This is a genomic window from Halomonas sp. H2 (assembly GCF_050215315.1).
In the GTDB taxonomy this organism is placed as follows: domain Bacteria; phylum Pseudomonadota; class Gammaproteobacteria; order Pseudomonadales; family Halomonadaceae; genus Vreelandella.
Map to the genome: position 1 here is coordinate 293,478 of NZ_CP189760.1, position 13,882 is coordinate 307,359.

The window sequence follows — 13,882 nt, forward strand, 5'->3', positions numbered from 1 at the left end:
AAGATGTCAGATATGACAGTTAAAGATTTCGCAGTAAAGGTGGGCCGTGATGTGCCTCGCCTATTAGAGCAAATGAAAGAAGCGGGTTTGAAGCACGCTTCTGAAGGCGATGCTGTATCTGAAGAAGATAAGCAGAAACTGCTGAGTTTCTTGAAGAAAAGCCATGGCGGCAGCGACACCGGCGATGCAGGCAAAAACCGCATCACGCTGACGCGTAAAACCCGTAGCCGTATCAATACCGGCGAGCGCGGCAAAACCATCGAAGTGCAGGTACGTAAGAAGAAAACCTACGTTAAAAGCGCTGAAGATGAGAAGCCGAAAGCACCAGAGCCTAGCTACACTGGCCCACGCCAGCTAGTCGGCGATATGGCGGAAGCCGAAGCTGAGCGCAAAGTGTCTGCTGCGCGCGAAGCCGAAGAGAAAGCTGCAGCACAGAAAGCGCGGGCTGCCAAAGTTGCTGAAGCAACTGCGCGCAGTAAAGAGGCTGAAGCTAAGCCGAAAGCAGCCAAAGCACCGGCTACGCCTGATGTGCAAGTGCCTAATCTTGAGATCGACGACACGCCGTCCGGTGATGATATGCCGCCAGCGCCGCCGAAAGAAGGCCGTACTGACCGTCGTACCGCACCGCCTAAAAAGGCCGCGGCGAAGGCCAAAGGTCGTCGCGACGATGAAGATCGTGGTGATCGCGAAGAGCGCAAACGTGGTGGCGGCAAGAAGGTAAAACGTGCTGAGCAGCGTCGCGGTGGTCGCCGTGGTGGCAACCAGACCGGCAATGGCAAGCACGCTTTCCAGAAACCGACTCAGCCGATTGTGCGTGAAGTCTCGATCCCTGAGTCGATCAGCGTGGCGGAATTGGCCGACAAAATGTCGATCAAGGCCAACGAAGTGATCAAGGCCATGTTTAATATGGGCGCAGCGGTCACCATCAACCAAACCATCGATCAGGATACGGCAGCGATCGTGGTGGAAGAGATGGGCCACACGCCGAAGCTGGTTAAAGATGACGCGCTGGAAACAGAAATGCTTGAAGGCATTTCTTACGAAGGCGAAGAGATCACTCGCTCACCGGTTGTCACGGTGATGGGTCACGTTGACCACGGTAAAACCTCGCTGCTCGATTACATCCGTAAAGCGAAAGTGGCGACCGGCGAAGCCGGTGGTATTACCCAGCATATTGGCGCCTACCACGTAGAAGATAGCCATGGTGGCGTTACCTTCCTGGATACTCCAGGCCACGCGGCGTTTACTGCTATGCGTGCCCGCGGTGCCAAGGCAACGGACGTGGTGATTCTGGTCGTCGCAGCGGATGACGGCGTAATGCCGCAAACCATTGAGGCGATTGAGCACTCTAAAGCTGCTGAAGTACCCATGGTCGTGGCGGTCAATAAAATCGATAAAGATGGTATCGATCTTGATCGCATCAAAAATGAGCTTTCCCAGCACGGCGTTATCTCGGAAGAGTGGGGCGGAGACACTCAGTTCGTTCACGTCTCAGCGCATACCGGGGAAGGTATTGAAGAACTGTTGGAAGCGATCCAGCTGGTCTCTGAAGTGCTTGAGCTTAAGGCCGTTCCGGAAGCACCGGGTATCGGGGTGGTAATTGAATCGCGTCTTGATAAAGGTCGTGGTCCCGTCGCTACTGTACTGGTTCAGAACGGTACGCTGAAAAAGGGCGATATCGTCCTGGCCGGCCTGCACTACGGTCGTGTACGAGCGCTGACCAATGAGCTTGCCCAGCAAGTCAATGCGGTTGGCCCGGCGATGCCGGTCGAGATTCAAGGTTTGGGCGGTACGCCGGATGCCGGTGACGACTTTATGGTCGTGGCCGACGAGAAAAAAGCCCGCGAAGTAGCCAACTTCCGTCAAGGCAAATACCGCGAAGTGCGCCTGGCGCGTCAGCAGAAGGCCAAACTGGAGAACATGTTCAGCCAGATGGGCCAAGACGAAGTGGCCAAGGTTAACGTCGTCCTCAAAGTCGACGTGCAAGGCTCGCTGGAAGCGATCAAAAGCGCGCTGGAAGAGCTCTCCACCGATGAAGTGGAAGTGGCCGTGGTTTCCTCGGGTGTTGGTGGTATCACCGGTACCGATGCCAACCTGGCGCTTGCTTCTGAAGCCGTCGTGGTCGGCTTTAACGTCCGCGCCGATGCCGCTGCCCGTGAGATCATCGAACGTGAAGGCTTGGACCTGCGCTACTACAGCGTCATCTACCAGCTGATCGACGAGGTCAAGCAGGCGATGAGCGGTATGCTCGCACCGGAGTGGAAAGAAGAGATCGTCGGTATTGCAGAAGTACGCGATGTCTTCCGGGCACCGAAGATTGGTGCCATCGCCGGTTGTATGGTCATCGAAGGCAACGTGCATCGTAATAAGAAGATTCGCGTGTTGCGTGATGACGTGGTGATCTACGAAGGCGAGCTCGAATCGCTGCGCCGCTTCAAAGACGATGTGCAGGAAGTGCGCAACGGCATGGAGTGTGGCATCGGCGTGAAGAACTACAACGATGTCCAAGTCGGCGATAAGATCGAAGTCTTCGACCAAGTGAAGGTCGAGCGTAGCCTGTAAGGCTGCGAGGAGCTAAACATGCGCGAATTTAAGCGTACCGACCGGGTAGCCGACCAGCTCCAAAAGGAGCTGGCGGTGTTGATTCAACGCGAAGTCAAAGACCCACGTTTGGGCATGGTCACGGTCAGCGGTGTCACCGTTAGCCGTGACCTTGGCTACTCCGACGTCTATGTCACGTTGTTGGGTGAGCAAGAGCCCGAGCGTATTAAAGAGAATTTGCAGGTGCTTAAGCGCGCTGCCGGTTTTCTAAGAAGCCAGATTGCTAAGCGCATTAAGCTACGTCATGTGCCGGAGCTACGTTTTCATTTCGATGAGAGCGTAGTGCGCGGTCAGCAACTCTCTTCACTGATTGATGAGGCGGTGACGACGGATCGCGCGCGTAATCAAGGTGAAGAGGGTGATGCCGACGCCGAGCAAAGTGAGGGAACTCGCTAGTGGCACGGCAACGACGCGGTTTGCCGGTCAATGGCGTACTGCTGCTGGATAAGCCCAAGGGGCTTTCCAGCAACCATGCGCTGCAGCGTGTTCGTCGGCTGTTCCAGGCCCAAAAAGCCGGGCACACCGGCACGCTCGACCCGATGGCCACCGGCTTGTTGCCGATTTGCCTAGGCGAAGCCACCAAGTTCTCCTCGCACTTGCTGGAAGCCGATAAGGTCTATCGCACCCGAGTAGAACTGGGCGTGATCACCGATACCGGCGATGCGGAAGGCACGGTTGTTGAGCAGCATGCGGTTCCCAGCCTAAGCGTCGATGACGTGGACGCCGTGCTCACCCGCTTTCGCGGTGAGATTGACCAAGTGCCGCCGATGTATTCGGCGCTCAAGCATCAGGGTAAAAAACTTTACGAGTTGGCCCGCGAAGGCAAGCACGTAGAGCGTGCAGCGCGGCGGGTAAGCGTGTATGATGCGCGCCTGCTATCGTTTGAAGGCAGCGCTTTTGAGCTGGAAATCAGCTGCAGTAAAGGCACTTACATTCGCACGTTAGCCGAAGATATTGGTCTAGCGCTTGGCTGTGGTGCACACATTAGTCAACTACGAAGGCTTAAAACAGGGCCTTTCCTAGCCGATGCTATGTGGACACTAGAAGCCTTGGAAGCATTGGCCGACCAAGCGGCATTAGAGGCTGAGTTAATGCCGGTGGATGTGCTGGTGAATCATTTACCGTTACTGACGGTAGACGACACTGCCCACGCCCGTTTGGCCCATGGCCAGCCCGCTGCTCTCGAAACCGGCGCATTAGCCCCGGACGAAGTAGCCAGACTTTATTACGCCGAGACGTTTATCGGCCTTGGCGTAGTGAAAGGTGCCCAGGAAGTGGCGCCTAAGCGGCTGTTAAGTACCGTCGCTATCTCGTAAGCAGCGTTGCAAGGATGCAGCCGTCTGCGAGAAAATCGCTAGTAGACACTAGCTAGTAAAAATAGCAGCTTGAGACTGCAAATATGCGTGGTCTCACCCATTCATTTTTAGGCATATTGCTTACTGGAGAGACAGATGGCTTTAACCGCTGAGAAGAAGGCCGAGATCGTCACCGAATACGGCCGCGGCGATAACGATACCGGTTCCCCTGAAGTGCAGGTTGCCCTGCTGAGCGCCAACATCAATGGCCTGCAGGATCACTTCAAAACCAACAAGCAGGATCACCACTCTCGTCGTGGTCTGATCCGCATGGTTAACCAGCGTCGTAAACTGCTGGATTACTTAAAGCGTAAAGATTTCGAACGCTATCAGTCTCTGATTCAGCGCTTGAGTCTGCGCCGCTAAGTTTTTACGGCTACGATTCGAAACGGGCAGCTCCTTGCGAGCTGCCCGTTTTTTTATGTTTCGCATTTGCCTTAATAGTCCTCGGGGCGAGACGGAACAGGTAGCCGTATCGCGCCCCAGCGCCTAGAATGGTAACCAGTCAAAACGACCTAAACGAATAGACAAGTAGATATCGACAATGCTAAAGGAAGTCGCTGTGAATCCGGTAAAGAAAACGTTCCAGTACGGTCGTAGCACCGTCACGCTCGAAACCGGGCGTATTGCTCGCCAAGCCACCGGCGCTGTCATGGTTACCATGGATGACACCGTTGTGCTGTGTACCGTTGTTGCTCGTAAAGATGCTAACCCGAGCCAACCCTTTTTCCCTCTCTCGGTACACTACCAAGAGAAAACCTACGCAGTGGGTAAAATTCCTGGCGGCTTCTTCAAGCGTGAAGGGCGACCCACCGAGAAAGAGACGCTGACCTCACGGCTGATTGATCGCCCGATCCGTCCGCTGTTTCCCAAAGGCTTTATGAACGAAGTACAGGTCGTCTGTACCGTTCTTTCCACCGACCGTAACCACGATCCGGATATTGCTGCACTGCTGGGTACCTCCGCAGCGCTAAGTATCTCAGGCGTGCCGTTTAGTGGCCCGATCGGCGCGGCTCGCGTTGGTTTTAACGAAGAGCAAGGCTATTTCCTTAACCCAACGGTTGAAGAACTGGCCAGCTCTGAGCTGAACATGGTTGTCGCCGGTACTGAAAAAGCCGTGCTGATGGTTGAGTCTGAAGCTAAAGAACTGCTTGAAGACGAAATGCTGGGCGCCGTGCTGTTCGGCCACCAGGAGATGCAGGTGGCGATCGGCGCCATCAACGAATTGGTTGCTGAAGCAGGTAAGCCGCGCTGGGAGTGGCAAAAAGCTGAAGAGAACCAGGCGCTGAAAACCGCTATGAGCGACGCCTTTGAAGCCAAGGTAGGCGATGCTTACCGCATCACCGATAAGATGCAGCGCCAGGATGCACTGGCTGAACTGAAAGCCCAAGCAATTGAGCAACTGGCAGCCGATGAAGGCGAGCCAGTAAACGACAAGTTTAGTAAAGATGACGTGAAAGGTGCCTTCGCGGCCCTGGAAAAACGCGTTGTGCGTTCGCGGGTGGTCAAAGGCGAGCCGCGTATCGATGGTCGCGACAACCAGACCGTTCGTCCGTTGGCGATCGAAGTCGGTGTGCTGCCCAAGGCACACGGTTCTGCCGTTTTCACCCGTGGTGAGACCCAGGCGATTGCCGTAGCAACGCTGGGCACCCTGCGTGATTCGCAGTTAATTGAATCGCTGGAAGGCGAGCGTAAAGATCGCTTTATGCTGCATTACAACTTCCCTCCCTACTCGGTAGGCGAAGCGGGCTTTATGGGCGGCCCCAAGCGTCGTGAAATCGGCCATGGTCGCCTAGCTCGTCGTGGCATCCAAGCGATGCTGCCGTCAGAAGACGTCTTCCCCTATACCATCCGCGTGGTTTCTGAAATTACCGAGTCTAACGGCTCAAGCTCGATGGCCTCTGTGTGTGGTTCTTCGCTGGCCCTGATGGATGCAGGTGTGCCGCTAAAAGCACCGGTGGCGGGTATTGCCATGGGCCTGGTAAAAGACCCTGACGGCTTCGCGGTATTGACCGATATCCTGGGTGACGAAGACCACCTTGGTGATATGGACTTTAAAGTCGCCGGTTCCGAAGAGGGCGTTACCGCCCTGCAGATGGACATCAAGATCGAAGGCATCAACGAAGAGATTATGGAGCTCGCGCTGCAGCAAGCCCTGACCGCGCGGCTGAGTATTCTTGAGCAGATGAATGTGGTGATCAGCCAGAGCCGCAGCGATGTCTCCGACAACGCCCCGTCCATGGCGACGATCAAAATCGACCCCGACAAGATACGTGATGTGATCGGTAAAGGCGGCGCGATGATTCGTAAGATTTGCGAAGACACCGGCGCTTCCATCGATCTCGATGACGACGGCACCGTACGCATCTACGCGGAAGATAAAGCCGCCGCCAAGCGCGCCATTGACACCGTGCTGGCGATTACCGCTGAAGCAGAAATCGGCAAGCTGTACATGGGTAAAGTGGTACGCATTGCCGACTTCGGCGCGTTCGTTAATATCATGCCGGGTACCGATGGCCTAGTGCATATCTCGCAGATTGTTGCCGAGCGCGTTAACAACGTGCGCGACTTCTTGAACGAAGGCGATGATGTGGTCGTTAAAGTGCTAGATATCGACAACCGTAACCGCGTGAAGCTGTCGATGAAAGAGATCAGCGAAGAAGAGAAAACCGCTTTTTCAGCAGAAGCAGCGGAAACCGAAGCGACGCTTTAAAGCGAGTGATTTAAATCGTTAGCTAGGTTTCTGATACCGCCCTCGTCGCCTCTGGCAGCGGGGGCGGTGTTGTTTGTAAGCTTTGATCGTTAGGGGCTTAAAGAACCAGGGAGTAAATCGCGATGGAGCAGGATCAAGCGCCGCGCTGGTGGGCGGTGGTGGCCGTGATGATCGGCATTTTTTTACTGGTGACCGCTGAGCAATTGCCGATTGGACTGCTTTCGCAGGTGGCATCAAGCATGGGCGTTACCCCCGGTATGGCGGGCTTAATGGTCACTGTCCCCGGTGTGGTGGCGGCTTTTTCAGCCCCGCTGTTACCGGTCGCCGTAGGGCGCTTGGATAGGCGTATCATGCTCACGCTACTGATGGTCGTCATGGTAGTGGGCAGCGTACTCTCTGCGCTGGCAAGCAGCTTTATCTTGCTGCTTACCGCCCGAGTGCTGGTAGGCCTTAGTATTGGTGGGTTTTGGGCGGTGGCGGGCAGCATTGCCCCGCGCTTGGTGCCTGAGGCGCAGGTGCCCAAGGCGATGACGATGATTTTTGGTGGCGTTGCGGCAGCCTCAGTGCTGGGTGTGCCACTGGGCACACTGCTGGGGGATCTTAGCAACTGGCGTGTGGCCTTTGGCTCGCTGGGCGGTTTTAGCCTGTTAACGGCCATTGCGCTGTGGCGTTGGCTACCGCCTTTACCCCCACGTGAACCTGTTCGTCTTAGAGTACTGGCGCAGCAATTTAGCAATCGAGGTGTTCGAGTAGCGGTGTTGACTACGGGGTTTGTGGTAGTTGGGCACTTTGCCGCCTACACCTTTATTAGCCCTATCCTGCAAGAGATCAGCGGTATTTCCCAACGTCATGTAGGTAGCTTGCTGCTGCTTTACGGGGCGGCGGGCATTATGGGTAATATAGTCGCAGGTATGTTCGCCGGGCGGCACCCCTACCGTGCAGTACTGGCGATTCCCAGCCTGCTGCTTATCGTTGTGGCCGCTTTCCCGATGTTGGGTATCCAACCAAGCAGTGGCGTGCTACTGCTAATGGCCTGGGGCGCTGTATTTGGCAGCGTATCGGTCAGTATCCAGACGTGGATTTTACGTACTGCGCCCAACACTGAAGCTGCTACAGCGTTGATGGCGTTTACCTTCAATATGTCCATTGGCCTGGGGGCCATGGTGGGCGGGCGTGTCGTTGATGGTACTAGTTTGCCCATTGCCATGTGGGCGGCTTCCGGGCTATTCCTGCTGGGCGCTCTACTGGTGCTGAGCACACCTGCCAGAGTGGTCGGTGAGAAGTCACGTTGATCATCTAGAAGTCAAAAAAATGCCCCCGTCGTAACGGGGGTATTAGTTGGTTAACCGCAGACGATTATTAAGGGCGCTCAATCGCTAGCGCTACACCCTGGCCACCGCCGATACACAGCGTCGCGAGGCCTTTTTTGGCGTCACGAGCGATCATTTCGTGAAGCAGGGTAACCAGTACACGGCAGCCAGAGGCGCCAATGGGGTGGCCCAGGGCTATCGCGCCACCGTTGACGTTCACTTTAGACGTGTCCCAACCGAGCTCTTTGTTGACAGATAGCGCCTGGGCGGCAAACGCCTCGTTGGCCTCTACCAAGTCCAGGTCGTCCAGGCTCCAGCCGGCTTTCTCCAGGCAGCGACGGGTCGCTGGCGCGGGGCCAATACCCATGATGGCGGGGTCAACGCCTGCGTTGGAATAAGCGGCGATACGTGCCAGCGGCTTTAGCCCCAACTGCTTGGCTTTTTCAGCAGAGCAGAGCATGACCACCGCTGCGCCGTCGTTGAGGGCCGAGGCGTTACCGGCGGTAACAGTGCCGTCTTTCTTAAACGCGGGGCGCATGCCGCCAAGTTTTTCAGCGCTGACTTCGCGAGGGTTTTCGTCGGTATCAAACACCACCGGGTCGCCTTTGCGCTGGGGAATTTCCACCGGCACAATTTGGCCTTTGAATTTGCCCTCTTTAATCGCCGCCGCGGCTTTTTGCTGCGACGCTGCTGCGAACTCGTCCATCGCTGCGCGGGTGATGCCGTACTTCTCGGCTAAGTTTTCGGCGGTGATGCCCATATGGTAATTATTGAAAGCATCCCATAAGCCGTCGTGCACCATGGAGTCAATCGCTTTCCAATCGCCCATACGCTGGCCGTTGCGGGAGTTGGGTAGCACGTGAGGCGAGGCCGACATATTCTCCTGGCCGCCGGCCAAAATCAGCTCGGCATCGCCACAACGAATGGCTTGAGTGGCGAGATGCAACGCTTTAAGGCCGGAGCCACACACTTTGTTGATGGTCATGGCCGGTACCGAGTCTGGCAGGCCGCCCTTGATCGCCGCCTGGCGCGCCGGGTTTTGGCCAACGCCCGCGGTGAGCACCTGGCCCAGTAGTACTTCGTCAACTTGATCGGCAGAAACGCCGGTTGAAGCGAGGATATCCTTGATCACCAAGGCGCCGAGGTCGCTCGCTGGAATACCTGCGAGGGAGCCGCCGAAAGCGCCCACAGCAGTGCGGCGTGCCGCGACAATGACTACTTCTTGCATAAGATGACTCCTGGAGTAATTAACAGACAGTCTGAAGCCAGATGTCCGATAGGCGTGCTCTGTCAGCCGTACTCTTTTATTCGTACTCTGTCAGCCGTCTTTCAGCATAGGGGAAGGTGGTGCGTTGCGGCAATACGCATTTATAAGCAAATAGAAACGGGCCAAATAATGGCCCGTTTAAGACAGGAGAGAAAACGCCTCTATGTTAGGCCAACTGCATGTTAGGCCAACTGCACGGGAATAGTATGGCTGGTGTGGCTGACGTGGTTGCCTTCCTGTAGATACACCAGCGCCGGCTGATGGTTATCAAGCTCGGTTTCCGAGTAGTGGGCGTAGCTGCAGATAATGATGCGGTGGCCCGGGGCGGCAAGGTGGGCCGCAGCGCCGTTAATTGAGATCAGCTTGGAGCCTTCCTCACCGCGAATAGCGTAGGTCGTAAAGCGCTCGCCGTTCTCGACATTGTAAATCTGGATCTGCTCATTTTCACGAATACCCGCCATATCCAGCAGGTCGCCGTCGATGGCGCAGGAGCCTTCGTAGTTAAGTACCGCGTGTGTGACGCGCGCCATGTGCAGTTTGGCTTTAAGCATAATGGTATGCATATGAGTTCCTGTATTACCCGTTGGTTGTTTATTCACTGATGGCAGTGGCAGCGCTGGCCGGGAGCTGAACGGTGAGATTGTCGATTAATCGCGCAGGGCCCAGCTTGGCGGCGGCCAATAGAACCGCTTGGCGGGTCGCTGGGCTGACTGAGGCGAGCGTGGTATCGCGTAGCTCTAGGTAGTCCGGCGTAAAGCCCGCATCATACAGCGCGGTTTTGCCCTGGTGTAGTACCTTTTCGATAGCTTCGCCGCGCTCCAGCGCGTCGCGCAATGTATACAGCGTTCGGTAGAGCACCGGGGCAATTGCACGCTGCTCGTGACTTAAATAGCCGTTACGCGATGACAGCGCCAGGCCATCCTCTGCGCGTACAATTGGCACGCCGATAATCTCGATGGGCATGTGCAGGTCGCGCACCAGTTTACGGATCACCGCAAGCTGCTGGTAATCTTTCTCCCCAAAGCAGGCAACGTCTGGCTGCACCAAGTTAAACAGCATACTAACCACGGTGGAAACACCATCAAAATGGCCAGGGCGCGAGCCTCCGCATAGCCCCTCACCGACCACGGGCACATGTACGCGGGTCTGGGCGTCTAATCCATGTGGATAGAGTGAACTCGCTGCCGGGGCGAACAGCACGTCGCCGCCAGCCTCGGTCAACTGCGCTTGGTCGGCGCTAAACGTTCTTGGATAGCCGTCTAAGTCTTCGCCTGGGCCAAACTGCATTGGATTGACAAACAGGCTTGAGACGACGATATCGGCGTGCTGGCGCGCGCTGGCAACCAGCGCTAAATGCCCGGCGTGGAGATTGCCCATGGTGGGTACCAGGGCAATACGCTGACCGTCTTGGCGGTGCTCGCGCAGCAAGGCGCGTAGCTCATTGATGTCTCGCAAAGTGCGCATAGAAGTATCGCTGTGATTCACTGGCGTCGTATTAACATCCAGAATTTGCTTAGAAGAAGTGCTTAGAAACCGTACTTAAAAGCAGTACTTAGAAACAGTACTTAAAAACTGTACCTAGAAACAATGTTCTGGCGCTGGGAATGCACGTGTTTTGACTGCTTCGTGGTAGTGCTGGAACGCTGTTTGAATGCTGTCAGCCTCAACCATAAAGTTTTTAACAAAGCGCGGCGTGCGGCCATGGGTAACACCGAGTACATCGTGCATCACCAAAATTTGACCATCGGTGTCGTGGCCAGCGCCAATGCCAATCACCGGTACCTCCAAGGCTTCGGTCACCGCTTTGCCCAGGCTAGCGGGTACGCACTCGAGCAGGATCACTGAGGCACCCGCGTCGACAAGCACTTTGGCGTCATTGATGATCCGCTCAGCCTGAGCGGCGTCGCGCCCCTGCACTTTATAGCCACCTAACTGGTGCACGGTTTGTGGGGTTAACCCTAAGTGGGCACACACCGGTACGCCGCGGCGGGTCAATTCACGAATGCCGTCGGCCATCCACGCTTCGCCTTCCAGCTTAACCAGTCCCGCCCCCGAGCGCATCACGGCAGCGGCATCTTCTAACAGCCGCTCGGTGGTGGCGTTACTCATAAACGGCAGGTCCACCATCAACAGGCTGTGGCCTTTACCGCGTGCGGCGCAGCGGGTGTGATAAACGATGTCGTCAATGGTCACGGGTAGGGTGCTGTTATGGCCTTGTAGCACCATGCCCAGCGAATCACCGACCAGCAGGACATCAATCCCTGCTTGGCTTGCCGCATGGGCAAAGGAGGCATCGTAAGCGGTCAGGCAACTAAACGTCTCGCCAGCCTGCTTATAGGCCTGCAGTGTGCTTAGGGTGACGGTTTTCATGGCGTGCTCTCGTGTTTTACGTGAGGCCGCTGCGGCATAGGCAGCCGGCCATTATTAAAGCTGCATCCCTGCATGCGCGAAGTGGCGTAACCAGCAATTGTTACCTGAATGGGGTGTCAGTGTCGAGATTTGTGTCAGATGGTAGCAGTGAGTGGGATTAAGCCTTGGCTAGGCGCTCTAAGTTTTGTCCCTCAATACGCTCGAGCCAAAAGGTCAGCGGCTTTTGGTAAAGTTGAATCGAAGGGGCTATCTCAGCAAGGGGGGCTATCACAAAGGCGCGGGCGGTCATGTGCGGGTGTGGGACGCGCAGGCGCGGCATGTCGATGTGATCGTTAGCGTAGAGCAGCAGGTCAAGATCCAGCGTGCGCGGCCCCCAGTGCTGCTGGCGGCGACGACGATGTTGCTGCTCTAACGCCTGGAGCTGGTCGAGTAGCGCCAGCGGCGAGAGGCGGGTTTCCAGCGCCGCCACGGCGTTAATAAAGTCCGGCTGGTCCTGCGGCCCGACGGGGCGGCTGGCGTAGAGCGAAGACGCTGCCACCAGTCGGCTTTGCGGCAACGCTGCCAGTTCATTGAGGGCTTCACGAACCTGCTCAATAGGCGAAGCAAGGTTGCTGCCTAGCCCAATATAGGCAAGCTGGGCTGACATCGCCCGCTACTCTGACGCTGGGCTGGAGGGTTTACGCCGCTTCTTGCGACGACGATTACCCTGGCTGGCGGGATCGCCGCCAATTTTTTGCAGTAAGCGGCGCTGTTCGTGCTCATCGCCGCGCTGAAAGGCTGTCCACCACTCGCCTAAACCACTCGCTATCTCGCCCGCTTGCTCGCGTAGCAGTAGCAGGTCATAGCCCGCCCGGAAACGCGAATGTTCACGAGTTTGGAAGGCTTTTTTACCGTGCCGCTGGGGCAGGCGCTGCTGAAGCTCCCAAATTTCTCGCATGGGGATGCCAAAACGCTTGGGAATCGACGTATGCTCTAACTGCCGAGAAACCACTTGCTGAGCCGCCGCTTGCAGGGCGGGAATGGGCGGCATGCCCTCTTGCTCCAGCTCTTCCTGGCGTTGTTTAACCGGCGCCCATAAAAACGCCGCCAGCAGGAATGCCGGCGTGACCGGACGCTCTTCGGCAATGCGCTTGTCGGTATTAGTGAGCGCCTGCTCAATCAGCTCTTCGACCCAGGCCGCATCGGCCATGGCTTCTTCGGCTTCGGGGAACAGCATGCCAAACAGGCCGTAATGACTCATTAGGCGGAACGTCACCAACCCGTGGCCCGACATAAATAGCTTGAGCACTTCATCAAATAGCCGCGCGGGAGGAATCTGCAGCAGCAGCGGCGCCTGATCGTACATTGGCGCTTCGGTGGCGGGGTCTAACGTGAAATCGAGCTTAGCCGCAAAGCGCACCGCCCGCAGCATGCGTACCGGGTCTTCGCGGTAGCGCGTCGCCGGGTCGCCAATCAGGCGCAGAGTGCGCGTTTTAATGTCGTCGGCACCATTAGCAAAATCAGTGATGCTGAAGTCGGCAATATTGTAGTAGAGCGCATTAACGGTGAAGTCACGGCGCAGCGCGTCCTCTTCGATATTGCCCCACACATTGTCGCGCAGCAGTAACCCTTCATCGGACTGGTGGGCAATGTGATCGCCGTGCTCGTCTTGGGGTTTGCCACGGAAAGTGGTGACCTCAATGACCTCGCGGCCAAAGCGCACATGGACAATCCGAAAACGACGGCCGATCAGGCGCGAGTTGCGAAACAGATCGCGGACCTGCTCGGGGGTGGCATTGGTGGCGACATCGAAATCTTTGGGCATCTTGCCAAGCAGCGCATCACGAATGCAGCCACCGACCAAATAGGCGTCGAAACCTGCCCCACTCAGGCGATAGAGCACTTTTAAAGCGGCATCGCTAATTTGCTGGCGAGAAACAGGGTGCTCGGACCGAGGGATGTTGCGCGGAGTAAGGGCGCTGGTGGTGCTCTCTTGGGGATCAAGCAAGGTTTTCAATTGCTCCCCCGGGCTGTGTAGGAAACGGGTAAATCCTTTAAACATGCGATAATTTCAACTCGCAGGGTACGAAAAAATAGTCATTAGTAAGTACTTTAAACGAGTACTGAACGTAAACAGTCAGTGGCTGAGTGTAGCCGACCCTTTGTGGCTTGCAAAGAGCAGGTTGCAAAGCACTTGAGGCAGGCGGGGGTAAACTCAGGGGGCCAGACATGGAAAAGGGAGGCTAAAAGAGCCTCCCCTATTAAGCGATTAATCAGCGTCCTTGCT

At 56.4% G+C, this 13,882-nt stretch carries 12 protein-coding genes; 6 read left to right on the forward strand and 6 right to left on the reverse strand.

Features of this window, described 5'->3' with window-relative positions:
* Window positions 1–3 precede the first annotated feature (3 nt).
* The 6 genes from infB (at window position 4) to ACQE2I_RS01465 (ending at window position 7,961) form a co-directional block, all read left to right on the forward strand.
* The gene (gene infB, locus ACQE2I_RS01440) at window positions 4–2,562 is read left to right on the forward strand and encodes a translation initiation factor IF-2 (RefSeq protein WP_427029720.1); all 2,559 of its coding nucleotides are present in this window, start codon (window positions 4–6) and stop codon (window positions 2,560–2,562) included.
* Between the two features lie 18 nt (window positions 2,563–2,580).
* Window positions 2,581–2,997, forward strand: coding sequence for a 30S ribosome-binding factor RbfA (rbfA, locus tag ACQE2I_RS01445; RefSeq protein ID WP_427029721.1), 417 nt, complete (start codon window positions 2,581–2,583; stop codon window positions 2,995–2,997).
* A complete protein-coding gene (gene truB / locus ACQE2I_RS01450; protein WP_427029722.1) occupies window positions 2,997–3,917 on the forward strand; it encodes a tRNA pseudouridine(55) synthase TruB in 921 nt (306 codons plus the stop codon). The genes rbfA and truB overlap by 1 nt, the downstream gene beginning before the upstream one ends.
* Window positions 3,918–4,052: 135 nt before the next feature.
* The gene (gene rpsO / locus ACQE2I_RS01455; protein ID WP_101145692.1) at window positions 4,053–4,322 is read left to right on the forward strand and encodes a 30S ribosomal protein S15; all 270 of its coding nucleotides are present in this window, start codon (window positions 4,053–4,055) and stop codon (window positions 4,320–4,322) included.
* Window positions 4,323–4,500: 178 nt separating this feature from the next.
* A complete protein-coding gene (gene pnp, locus ACQE2I_RS01460) occupies window positions 4,501–6,669 on the forward strand; it encodes a polyribonucleotide nucleotidyltransferase (protein ID WP_427029723.1) in 2,169 nt (722 codons plus the stop codon).
* 122 nt (window positions 6,670–6,791) lie between these two features.
* Complete coding sequence (locus ACQE2I_RS01465) at window positions 6,792–7,961, forward strand: MFS transporter (RefSeq protein WP_427029724.1); 1,170 nt, start codon at window positions 6,792–6,794, stop codon at window positions 7,959–7,961.
* Window positions 7,962–8,028: 67 nt separating this feature from the next.
* Here the strand turns inward: ACQE2I_RS01465 and ACQE2I_RS01470 are convergent, their stop codons facing one another.
* From ACQE2I_RS01470 to pcnB, 6 genes are all read right to left on the reverse strand, one after another.
* Window positions 8,029–9,207: an acetyl-CoA C-acetyltransferase gene (locus ACQE2I_RS01470; protein ID WP_427029725.1), complete on the reverse strand. Its 1,179-nt coding sequence runs from the start codon at window positions 9,205–9,207 to the stop codon at window positions 8,029–8,031.
* Between the two features lie 221 nt (window positions 9,208–9,428).
* Complete coding sequence (panD, locus tag ACQE2I_RS01475) at window positions 9,429–9,809, reverse strand: aspartate 1-decarboxylase (RefSeq protein WP_427029726.1); 381 nt, start codon at window positions 9,807–9,809, stop codon at window positions 9,429–9,431.
* A gap of 28 nt (window positions 9,810–9,837) precedes the next feature.
* Complete coding sequence (gene panC / locus ACQE2I_RS01480; protein WP_427029727.1) at window positions 9,838–10,710, reverse strand: pantoate--beta-alanine ligase; 873 nt, start codon at window positions 10,708–10,710, stop codon at window positions 9,838–9,840.
* 114 nt (window positions 10,711–10,824) lie between these two features.
* Complete coding sequence (gene panB, locus ACQE2I_RS01485) at window positions 10,825–11,616, reverse strand: 3-methyl-2-oxobutanoate hydroxymethyltransferase (RefSeq protein ID WP_427029728.1); 792 nt, start codon at window positions 11,614–11,616, stop codon at window positions 10,825–10,827.
* 157 nt (window positions 11,617–11,773) lie between these two features.
* Window positions 11,774–12,262: a 2-amino-4-hydroxy-6-hydroxymethyldihydropteridine diphosphokinase gene (folK, locus tag ACQE2I_RS01490; RefSeq protein ID WP_427029729.1), complete on the reverse strand. Its 489-nt coding sequence runs from the start codon at window positions 12,260–12,262 to the stop codon at window positions 11,774–11,776.
* A 6-nt stretch (window positions 12,263–12,268) separates the two neighbouring features.
* Complete coding sequence (gene pcnB / locus ACQE2I_RS01495) at window positions 12,269–13,657, reverse strand: polynucleotide adenylyltransferase PcnB (protein ID WP_427029731.1); 1,389 nt, start codon at window positions 13,655–13,657, stop codon at window positions 12,269–12,271.
* Window positions 13,658–13,882 lie beyond the last annotated feature (225 nt).

Coding starts and splice junctions, on each gene's coding strand:
- ACQE2I_RS01465 (WP_427029724.1), top strand. CDS start 6,792: ATGGAGCAGGATCAAGCGCCGCGCTGGTGGGCGGTGGTGGCCGTGATG.
- pcnB (WP_427029731.1), bottom strand. CDS start 13,657: ATGTTTAAAGGATTTACCCGTTTCCTACACAGCCCGGGGGAGCAATTG.
- rpsO (WP_101145692.1), top strand. CDS start 4,053: ATGGCTTTAACCGCTGAGAAGAAGGCCGAGATCGTCACCGAATACGGC.
- panB (WP_427029728.1), bottom strand. CDS start 11,616: ATGAAAACCGTCACCCTAAGCACACTGCAGGCCTATAAGCAGGCTGGC.
- ACQE2I_RS01470 (WP_427029725.1), bottom strand. CDS start 9,207: ATGCAAGAAGTAGTCATTGTCGCGGCACGCCGCACTGCTGTGGGCGCT.
- folK (WP_427029729.1), bottom strand. CDS start 12,262: ATGTCAGCCCAGCTTGCCTATATTGGGCTAGGCAGCAACCTTGCTTCG.
- pnp (WP_427029723.1), top strand. CDS start 4,501: ATGCTAAAGGAAGTCGCTGTGAATCCGGTAAAGAAAACGTTCCAGTAC.
- panD (WP_427029726.1), bottom strand. CDS start 9,809: ATGCATACCATTATGCTTAAAGCCAAACTGCACATGGCGCGCGTCACA.
- panC (WP_427029727.1), bottom strand. CDS start 10,710: ATGCGCACTTTGCGAGACATCAATGAGCTACGCGCCTTGCTGCGCGAG.
- infB (WP_427029720.1), top strand. CDS start 4: ATGTCAGATATGACAGTTAAAGATTTCGCAGTAAAGGTGGGCCGTGAT.
- rbfA (WP_427029721.1), top strand. CDS start 2,581: ATGCGCGAATTTAAGCGTACCGACCGGGTAGCCGACCAGCTCCAAAAG.